Source organism: Bacillota bacterium (assembly GCA_040754675.1).
Taxonomy (GTDB): domain Bacteria; phylum Bacillota; class Limnochordia; order Limnochordales; family Geochordaceae; genus Geochorda.
Window position 1 is genome coordinate 1 of record JBFMCJ010000157.1, and the last position, 8,335, is coordinate 8,335.

Below are 8,335 nucleotides of genomic sequence, written 5' to 3' on the forward strand. Positions count from 1 at the left end.
TGAGCATCGCCACCGAAGCGCTGTTTGAACGCGCCTCCCGGTTGCCTCGGGTGGAGGTGGTTCGGCCGCCGCGGGTCATCGGCCGCAACACCGTCCAGTCCATGCAGTCGGGCATCCTCTACGGCTTCGCCGGGCAGGCCGACGGGCTGGTGCGGCGCATCCAGCGGGAACTGGGTACCCCCACCAAGGTGGTGGCGACGGGCGAGTACGCGGAACTGGTGGCGGCGGAGAGCGAGACCATCGAGCGGGTCGACCCGTTTCTGAGCCTTCGGGGCCTTGAGATCATCTACCGCCGCAACCAGGCAAGCGAGCCGGGGCCGCGGCAGGCGTGACGCGGCCGGGCGGCAGGCGCACCCTAAAGGCGTTGCTGCGCGCCCTCGCCAACCCGCCGCGGAGCCCGGGGGCAGGAGTGGAACGGCGCGATGCAGAGCCGCCGTGCCATGCTATACTGGCCTCGCCGGCCCGAGGGGCCGAGAGGAGGCTCTCGTGGCCGGTCGCGGACGAACACGATGGTCGGAGGGGAACAGATACTCGGTACACGAAAGCCGCGCAAAAGGGTGATCGCCGGTGCGCCGCATAGGCGACCTTAAACTTACCCAGGCCCAGAGGGCCGCGCTTGCCGAGGCCGCCGTCCTGCTCAAGCAGCGCTTTATGGTGGAGGATGTGATTCTGTTCGGGTCGGTGGCGCGCGGGACGGCCAGGGAGGATTCCGATATCGACCTCCTGATCCTGACGCAGGACCCCCCGACACATGCGCTTCGCACCGCCATCTCGGATACGCTTTTCGAACTGAACCAAAAGCACGGCACCCTCCTCAGTGCCGTGGTCGTGGAACGCAGGTCCTGGCTTTCGGGCCCTCACTCTCTGCTGCCGCTGCACGACGAGGTCGAACGGGACGGTGTCCGCCTGTGACCGAGGACTTCGAGGGCCAAGGAGGCCGCGCTCTCATCGTCACCAACTGGTGGAAAAAGGCTGAAGAAAGCCTTGCCGCCGCCCGCAGCGAGTATCAGGCCGGCCGACTCAGCTTCGCGGTGAACCGGCTGTACTTCGCCTTGTTTTACGCCGTGACGGCTGTCCTGGCTCAGCAGGGGCTGTCGTACCGCAAGCACACTGCCGTGCGAGCCGCCTTCCACCGGGATTTTGTCCGAACGCGCCGGGTACCGGAGTCGGACGGGCGTCTGTACGACGACTTGTTCAATCAGCGGCAACAGAGCGACTACGATCCTCTGGCTCAGTTCGATCCCGCCCGTGTAGGGGCTTACGTAGAAAGGGTCGAGGCCTTTCTTCGCCGGTTCCGCGCCTTGGCAGGACTGAGCCCCTCGGAAGGCGAACGGTAGACGAATCGATCCGGAGCCTGGCGGGAAAAGCGCCGTACGGTATCCGACATGGGTGCGTGACGTTGCCGCTATGCGCCTCGCCGTGGTGCTTGATAAGTCTACGTCGCCCGTGGTTCGCCGGCGCACTGCACCCGGGTGCAGCCGCCGGGGCGCTGGTCACCCGGCGCGTACATGCTGCACCGCGCGCCGGACGGCCCGGTGCGCTACGTCGGACGCTCGGACACAGATCTCGCTGAGCGGCTGCGCCGCCACGCGAAGGAACGGGAGTACAGCTACTTCAAGTTCGAATACGTCCCGCCCGCGCGCGCCGCGTTCGAAGCCGAGTGCCCCCTCTTTCACCGGCACGAGGAGACCATCGAAAACGCCGTACACCCGGAGCGGCCCCCGGGTACCGACTACTTCTGCCCCCGCTGCGGGCGGTTCCGACGGTTCACGCTGCTGGGGCCTACCGCAACGGCCTCCGCTTTGACAGGAGAGCGGACCAACCCCCTCAGTCGAGCGGCGCCAACCCCTGGAGCGCCCGCAGGAGCATGATCTGGCCCACGTGGTAGGCGTCGTGCACCGCGTACGAGACCAGTTCGGATGCCAGGCTCGTCCGACCTCCCGGGCGGCGTGGCTGCTGGAGCCGGGCCTCATCCAGCGAGGCAACGAGCTGAACGAGGGCTTGCTGGGTGGCCTCGAGCCGGCTGCGGGCGGCGTTCCACGCCTCACTGTCGGCCGGGTCGGGGTGTGGTGGCCAGTTCTCATGCTCCAGCAACTCATCGGTGAGTTGCTTCGCCTCACCCTTCAGCGTCGACACCAGGTGCTCCCGCCAGAACGCCATGTGCATCACGTTCTGCCAGATGGAGTGGCGCTCGGGGGCCGGGCGGAAAAACGCCTGCGCCGCGCTGAGGCTCTGGGAGGCCTTGCTGATGGGGGCATGGGGGCCGCCCTCCTCCCACAGTGCTTTGAGCAGCGTCACGATCTCCTGTGAGGACTGCATCCCGCTGATCCTTCCTCTCCGTACCCCGGGCTGAGGGCCCGAAGGAGACTTTGCCGGGACGGCCGCCGTTGCGTCAGCGTCTGGCGTGAGCGTGGTAGGCGCGGCCCTGGTGCGGCTTGGAACGGCTGCCCGTCGAAGGGTAGAATACCGGACCAAACCTGACAGCAGTGTGTCAACTTTCCAACGGCTCACCATGGGCGTTTCGGCCCGAGGGCTGCTTCGAAGCGCATCGCCAGTGGCTGGCCCAGCCCCATCGAACGGGTCTGGCGCATCACTCGACGGCATGTGACCCACAACCGGTACTTCGGCACCATGCGGCGTTAGGGCCGCAGGTGCCAGGGCCGGACGGTGCCAACGATGTAGCGCGGCTGATCGGCGTCCAACGCCGCCATCACGCCGGCGCTGATCTCCGCGTCGGTCAGCCACCGCGATCCATGGCCCTCCAGCACGAAGCCCAGGATGACCTCCCGGTACTGGATGTTGTCCAGGGCCCCAAAGGACGCCACCCGTTCGGGGTTGGGCCGGGCGGGGTCCGCGGACGCGCTGCCGAGGACATGGAAGTACCGCCCGGGGCGTTCCGGGCTGCCCACGAGGCGTGCTACCGCCAGGGGGGCTGCTGGTGCGGTCCCGTGGATCCAGACCACCGCCAGCGCGATGGGGCCGAACCGGGACCGGGCGGCCGTTAGCGAGGCCGTCAGGGCCTCGGTATCCCGGTAGTCCAGGGCGATGGGGTGTATGAACCCCGTCAGCCCGGCGGCAGCCCGCATGAGCGCCTCCAGCCGGGTCTGCCGTCGAGCTACCACCGACACGATGTAGCCGCGCTCCGCCAGCCCCAGCGAAGCGTCCCGGAGCATCCCGGTGCCGCCCACCACCAGAGCATGCGGGCGGTTACCCGTCCCTCCAACGGCGCCCTTACCTCCCGCTCAAGCGCCCGTTACGCGTCTGCCGACGGCAACCCACCCCAGATCGGGGGACGGGCCCGCGGGCAGCGCACCAGCCCCTTGAGTCCCGAACGAACCGCCCAGCAGCGGCTGGGGAAGGCCCGGAGCGCCGCCGCACGCGGTGACCCTGCCACCCGCTGCGTTTCCCTGGTATCGGCTTCGACCGGCGAGCGGCTGCCTCTCATGAGGCTCCCCGTCTCAGCGGAGGCCCGGGGGTTAGCTCTGAGCGTACGGATGCCTGCGGGCACAGGGACCGAAGGGCCTCCAGCAGCTCCGCCGGCTTCTCCACGGCGAACGGCGGGGTCAGCTTGCCGACCGGGGCGCCGTAGACCAACTCCACATCGCCGCTCTTGCTCACCCGGATGCGTCGGACGTCTTCATAGCGAACCTCGGTGGTGGACCACTGGCGGCGCACGATGACGCGATCGGGTGTCAGGACAACCGCCCGCGTTCCGAAGATCCACGGGTGAATGGCAAACGAGATTATGAGCGGCAACAGGGGCAGCGCCCGCTACAGGAGCTGATTCACGCGCCCAGCCAGCCCGTGGTAGCCAAGTTCACGGAGTAGCACGACGGCGACCACTGCCAACGCCATAACGGCCAAGACACCGAATGTCGTCCACACGATGGCGGGCGGAAGCGGGCTCCAGCGGCCACGAAAGACAAGGGCGGCCTTCGTGCCCTCAGACAACGTCCCGCTCACGGCGTGCGTCCCTCCCGCGCCGGTAGCCACGATGTGGACTCCCTGCAGCGTCTCTATGGTAGCAAAGTGCCCGCCAGGCGGTCGACGATCCCCGCCGCTTCCTCGGCGGGACCTCGCCCTGCCGTGGGTCCCGGAGCACCCGCTCGTCGATGAGGTTCGACCTGGCGCCGGCGGGGTGGTCGTCGAGACGCAGGCCAACACCGGGTTCGATCGCCTGGCGGCACACGAATCGCGGCGTCGAGGCCGCTGTGTTACACGGGTGCTGGGCCGGGGCTGCAGCGGCCCGAACATCAGCTCGAACCTCGTACGCACCCCGAGCCCGCAACGAAAAGGCGGGAGCGGCATCCCGCTCCCGCTTGCGCAGACTTCCGCCTCTTGCCCGGCCGGGCGGGCGGCGCGCCTCAAAACCTACCGGCCGCCGGATCCGGGCCCCGTCAGAAACCGGAAGAGTTCGGATCGGCTGTCGAGAAGCAGGGTGGTCCCCTTCTCGAGCACCTTCTCGTAGGCCTCCATCCTGCGCAGGAAGCCGTAGAAGTCGGGGTCCTGTCCGAACGCCTCTGCGTATAGTCGCGTTGATCTGGCGTCCCCTTCGCCCCGCAGCCCCTGCGCCTCGCGGTATGCGGTGGCCAGGATGATCTCCCGCTCCTTGTCCGCTTCCGCCCGGACCTCGCGGGCCTTCTCCTCACCCTCGGCCCGGTACCGCATGGCGATCCGGCGCCGCTCCGCTTCCATGCGGGCGAAAACGCTGTCCTGCACCTCGGTCGGAAGATCGAGGCGCTTGACGCGGACGTCCAGCAGCGCGATCCCGAAGCGCTCGGCCAGCGGCTTGGCTTCGCCGGTGACGGTGGCCATGATCGTCTCCCGTTGTTCCCGGATGATCTCGATGAAGTTGTGCCGCGCGATCTCCTGGCGCAGCTTCGAGCCGATGATCTGTTCCAGGCGAGCCAGCGCCCCCGTTTCGGTGCGGACCGTCTGGTAGAAAAGCAGGGGATCCTCGATGCGCCACCGGGAGATGTGGTCTACCAGCAGCCGCTTCTTGTCCAGCGTCAGGTACTCATCCACGCTGCCGTCGGCCATCAGGATCCGGCGGTCGAAGAAGAACACGTTCTGAATGAACGGGAGCTTGAGGTGCAGGCCGGGCTCCTGAATGGTGCGTACGTGCTGGCCGAACTGGAGGATGACCGCCTGCTGGCGCTCATCGATGATGAAAGCCGCCTGCACGACCACGAACGCAGCGATGACTGCCAGCGCGATGGCGGCGTAACCGGCGATCCTCACCGGCCGTCCCTCCCTTCGGCGCCCAATCCGCCCTCAAGAGCCTGCAAGCCCGTCAGCGGCAGAAGCGGGAGCACCCCCGAGCCCTGGGCATCCAGCACGAACTTCTGGGTGCCCGGGAGAACCCGTTCCACGGTCTCCAGGTAGAGCCGATCCCGGGTCACGTCCGGAGCGGCTCGGTACTCGGAAAGCAGTGCCAGGAAGCGCTCGGCGTCCCCCTGCGCCCGCAAAACGCGCTGCTGCCGGTACGCCTCGGCCTCCCGGATCATCTGCTGGGCCTCTCCGCGCGCCCGTGGCACCACGTCCTCGCGGTAGCCCTCGGCCTCCTGGATCAGGCGCTCACGGTCTTCCCAGGCGCGCACCACGTCGTGAAACGCCGGGCGCACCTGGTCGGGGGCGTCGACGGCAAGCAGCCGGACTTCCGTGGCGAGAAGCCCGGTCTCGTAGGCGTCCAGCAGGTCCTGCAGGTAGTCGCGCACCTGGTCCTGCACGTCCACCCGACCCTCGGTCATGGTGTAGTCGATGGTGTTGCGGCCCACCACGCCGCGCAGCGCGACCTCGGCGGCGGCGCGCAACGTCCCTTCGGGGTCCCTCGCCCGGAAGAGAAACTGGGACGGGTCCTGCACCACGTACTGGACGAACAGCTGGACCTCGACGATGTTCTCGTCGCCCGTCAGCATCAGCGCCTCCGCCGGAACCCGCTGCACGCGGCCGGCCCCAACGGCCGGCACGCCGGGCGCGGACCGGTAGCCAATCTCGGCGCTCCGAACCGACCGCACGTCGACAACGAAATGGGTCTGGATGGGCCATGGCAGGCGGTAGTGCAGGCCCGGCTCGGTCTGCCCCACCTCCCGTCCGAACCGCAACACGACCCCCACCTCACCCGGGCCAACGACGTAGATGCCCGACGCAAGCCAGATCGCGGCCGCGACGATAAGAAGCGGCGTGAGCCTTCTCCCCGACGTCCAACGGCGAAGCTGCTGCTGCCAGTCGATCGGCGGCCGGGGTGCGGGTTCGTAGTCTCCCCCAAATGCCAGCACCTCGCTCCTCCTCTCGCGCTTTCGTCGAGGGTCCGGTCCGTTGGTTCCCCCTGAAAAGCGCCGGAGCCTCTGGGCGCCGGCAGGAAAATCTTCCAGCCGGACGCCGCCAGCAGCCGCCTCGCAGGGGAGGTGTTCGCAGTCAGCGGCCCGCCGGTTGCCACAGCTGAAGGACGTGACCGTCCGGATCCTCGAAGTCCAGGTCGCGGCCCACGCCGGGCAGCTCCTGGATATCCCCCCGGATGCGTATGCCTGCCTGTTCGAGACGGCGCTTTTCTACGTCGAGGTCGTCGACCTCAAAGAACAGCTTGATCCCCGTGGAAGGCGGCGCCGAAGCGCCACCCCACCGGTGCAGGCCGAGGCGTGCGTCACCGACCCGGAACTCGCTCCAGTGGTCCGACTGGTATGCGGGCTCGGCCCGAAGGACGGTTTGGTAGAAATCGAGCGACCGCCGCATGTCCGTCACGAACAGGAAGGCATGGAGCCGGCGCATGGGGATTGCCCCCTTTCGATGGTGGCAACAGGGTTCGGTATCCGGCGTCCGTTTCCTGCGGAGCGCCCGGCCTCGCTAACCTACCTTCCTGCCGTCGGCCCCGATCCGACGACCGTCAAAATGAGCCCTATGTCATACTCTGTGCGGATACTCGCGACCCTTGACCCCGCCGGGGAGGCATCGGCGTGATTTCGAAGGATGAGGTCCGCAAGATCGCCTACGAGCGCCTGAAGGAGGCCGGCGCTGCCCGGTTCCCCTTCCCCATCGACGGCCGCATCCCCAACTTCCGGGGCGCTGAAGCGGCGGCCGAGCGGCTGAGGGCTCTTCCCGTCTACCAGCGGGCCCGGGCGGTGAAGGTGAACCCCGACGCCCCCCAGCTGCCCGTGCGCGCCATGGCGCTGCGCGACGGGAAGGTGCTGTACATCCCTTCGCCGCGGCTGCGCGGTGCCTTCGTCCGGCTGCGGCCCGAGGACGTGCCGCCTGACGAAATCCGCAAGGCCGTCACCATCCAGTATTGCCGGCGCTACGGCGTCGAGGTACGGCTCGGCGCTGCCGGCAGCGGCTTCGAGGGGCTCGACCTGGTGGTGGCCGGGTCGGTGGCCGTCACCCGCCGGGGTGCCCGCTCCGGCAAGGGCGAGGGCTACAGCGATCTGGAGTACGCCATTCTCCGGGAACTGGGCCACGGGGAGATTCCCGTCGCCACCACCGTGCACCCGGTCCAAATCGTCGATGAACTTCCCGCGGAACCCCACGACCTGTCCGTTGACTTTGTCGTGACCCCGGATGAGGCCATCGAGACCCACACCCCCTACCCCAAGCCGGCCGGCATCGACTGGGGCCGCCTCACCGAGGAGGACCTCCGCGCCATGCCGGTCCTCCAGGAGCTTCGCAGAGTCCGGTGGGAGGCCCTCACAGTGGCGGACGTCATCGGATCCGGGCTGGCTGTCCTCTTCGTCGGCCTCAACCCGGGGCGGTGGAGCGCCGCCCGGGGCCATCACTTCGCAGGCCCCGCCAACCACTTCTGGAGGTTGCTGCATGAGGCGGGCTTCACGCCCGAGCGGCTCTCACCCGACCGGGAAAGGGAGCTTTTGCGCCACGGCATCGGCATCACCAACGTGGTGAGCCGGGCCTCCCGGGGCGAGACCGACCTCTCCTGGGAGGAGCTTGTGGCCGGAGGCGCAACGCTGAGAGAGAAGGCCGCGCGCTTTCGTCCCCGGGTGGTGGCCCTGCTGGGGCTCAACGTGTACCGGGCGTATGCGGGCCTGGGCCGCGGCGCCGCCGTGCAGTGGGGGCTGCAGGAGAGGCAGACCGTGCCGGGCGTGCTGGAGTTCGCCGCCGCCAATCCCTCAAGCCGCAGCACCGTGCCCTACAGCGTGAGGCTCGACCAGTTCCGAACGCTGCGCGCTATTGCTTTCGCCCGTCCCGCTGCGGGCCAGTGACGGAGCAGCTCGCCCCTGCGATGCTCGAACGGGCCGAGGATGCGCCCCTCCCGGTACCGGCGTAAGCCAGATACCTGTCGTGGTGGGCCCCCCGCACAGGGTGGCAGGCTCCTTGGCAGCAGACTTCC

Annotated in this window: 12 protein-coding genes; 5 read left to right on the forward strand and 7 right to left on the reverse strand. The window is 68.5% G+C overall.

The genetic code is table 11. The features are described 5' to 3' along the window. The 4 genes from AB1609_10500 to AB1609_10515 form a co-directional block, all read left to right on the forward strand. The coding region (locus AB1609_10500) for a type III pantothenate kinase (GenBank protein ID MEW6046897.1) at positions 1 to 332 on the forward strand (332 nt) is incomplete at its 5' end. Between the two features lie 235 nt (positions 333 to 567). Next, the gene (locus AB1609_10505) at positions 568 to 912 is read left to right on the forward strand and encodes a nucleotidyltransferase domain-containing protein (protein MEW6046898.1); all 345 of its coding nucleotides are present in this window, start codon (positions 568 to 570) and stop codon (positions 910 to 912) included. Beyond that, positions 909 to 1,337: a HEPN domain-containing protein gene (locus AB1609_10510; protein MEW6046899.1), complete on the forward strand. Its 429-nt coding sequence runs from the start codon at positions 909 to 911 to the stop codon at positions 1,335 to 1,337. The genes AB1609_10505 and AB1609_10510 overlap by 4 nt, the downstream gene beginning before the upstream one ends. Before the next feature lie 135 nt (positions 1,338 to 1,472). Continuing rightward, the gene (locus tag AB1609_10515; GenBank protein ID MEW6046900.1) at positions 1,473 to 1,871 is read left to right on the forward strand and encodes a hypothetical protein; all 399 of its coding nucleotides are present in this window, start codon (positions 1,473 to 1,475) and stop codon (positions 1,869 to 1,871) included. Here the strand turns inward: AB1609_10515 and AB1609_10520 are convergent. From AB1609_10520 to AB1609_10550, 7 genes are all read right to left on the reverse strand, one after another. After that, positions 1,828 to 2,319: a DinB family protein gene (locus tag AB1609_10520; protein ID MEW6046901.1), complete on the reverse strand. Its 492-nt coding sequence runs from the start codon at positions 2,317 to 2,319 to the stop codon at positions 1,828 to 1,830. The two genes, AB1609_10515 and AB1609_10520, sit on opposite strands and share 44 nt — an antisense overlap. Before the next feature lie 320 nt (positions 2,320 to 2,639). Further along, entirely contained in the window at positions 2,640 to 3,191 is a 552-nt protein-coding gene (locus AB1609_10525; GenBank protein MEW6046902.1) for a short-chain dehydrogenase, read from the reverse strand. A gap of 250 nt (positions 3,192 to 3,441) precedes the next feature. After that, positions 3,442 to 3,756 (reverse strand): hypothetical protein, encoded by a 315-nt coding sequence (locus AB1609_10530; protein ID MEW6046903.1) that lies wholly within the window; start codon positions 3,754 to 3,756, stop codon positions 3,442 to 3,444. A gap of 15 nt (positions 3,757 to 3,771) precedes the next feature. Then, positions 3,772 to 3,963, reverse strand: coding sequence for a hypothetical protein (locus AB1609_10535; protein MEW6046904.1), 192 nt, complete (start codon positions 3,961 to 3,963; stop codon positions 3,772 to 3,774). Positions 3,964 to 4,371: 408 nt separating this feature from the next. Next, positions 4,372 to 5,241, reverse strand: a complete 870-nt coding sequence (hflC, locus tag AB1609_10540; GenBank protein MEW6046905.1) for a protease modulator HflC — start codon at positions 5,239 to 5,241, stop codon at positions 4,372 to 4,374. After that, complete coding sequence (gene hflK, locus AB1609_10545; protein ID MEW6046906.1) at positions 5,238 to 6,278, reverse strand: FtsH protease activity modulator HflK; 1,041 nt, start codon at positions 6,276 to 6,278, stop codon at positions 5,238 to 5,240. Before hflK ends, hflC begins: the two co-directional genes overlap by 4 nt. Before the next feature lie 139 nt (positions 6,279 to 6,417). Further along, on the reverse strand, positions 6,418 to 6,768 hold the full coding sequence (locus AB1609_10550) for a VOC family protein (protein MEW6046907.1): 351 nt from the start codon (positions 6,766 to 6,768) through the stop codon (positions 6,418 to 6,420). Positions 6,769 to 6,953: 185 nt separating this feature from the next. On the opposite strand from AB1609_10550, the gene AB1609_10555 reads away from it, so the two are divergent. Continuing rightward, positions 6,954 to 8,207: a 5-formyltetrahydrofolate cyclo-ligase gene (locus AB1609_10555; protein MEW6046908.1), complete on the forward strand. Its 1,254-nt coding sequence runs from the start codon at positions 6,954 to 6,956 to the stop codon at positions 8,205 to 8,207. The last annotated feature ends 128 nt before the right edge of the window (positions 8,208 to 8,335 follow it).

Excerpts from the sequence above, each read along its gene's own strand:
- AB1609_10520 (MEW6046901.1), bottom strand. The coding sequence starts at position 2,319 with ATGCAGTCCTCACAGGAGATCGTGACGCTGCTCAAAGCACTGTGGGAG.
- AB1609_10550 (MEW6046907.1), bottom strand. The coding sequence starts at position 6,768 with ATGCGCCGGCTCCATGCCTTCCTGTTCGTGACGGACATGCGGCGGTCG.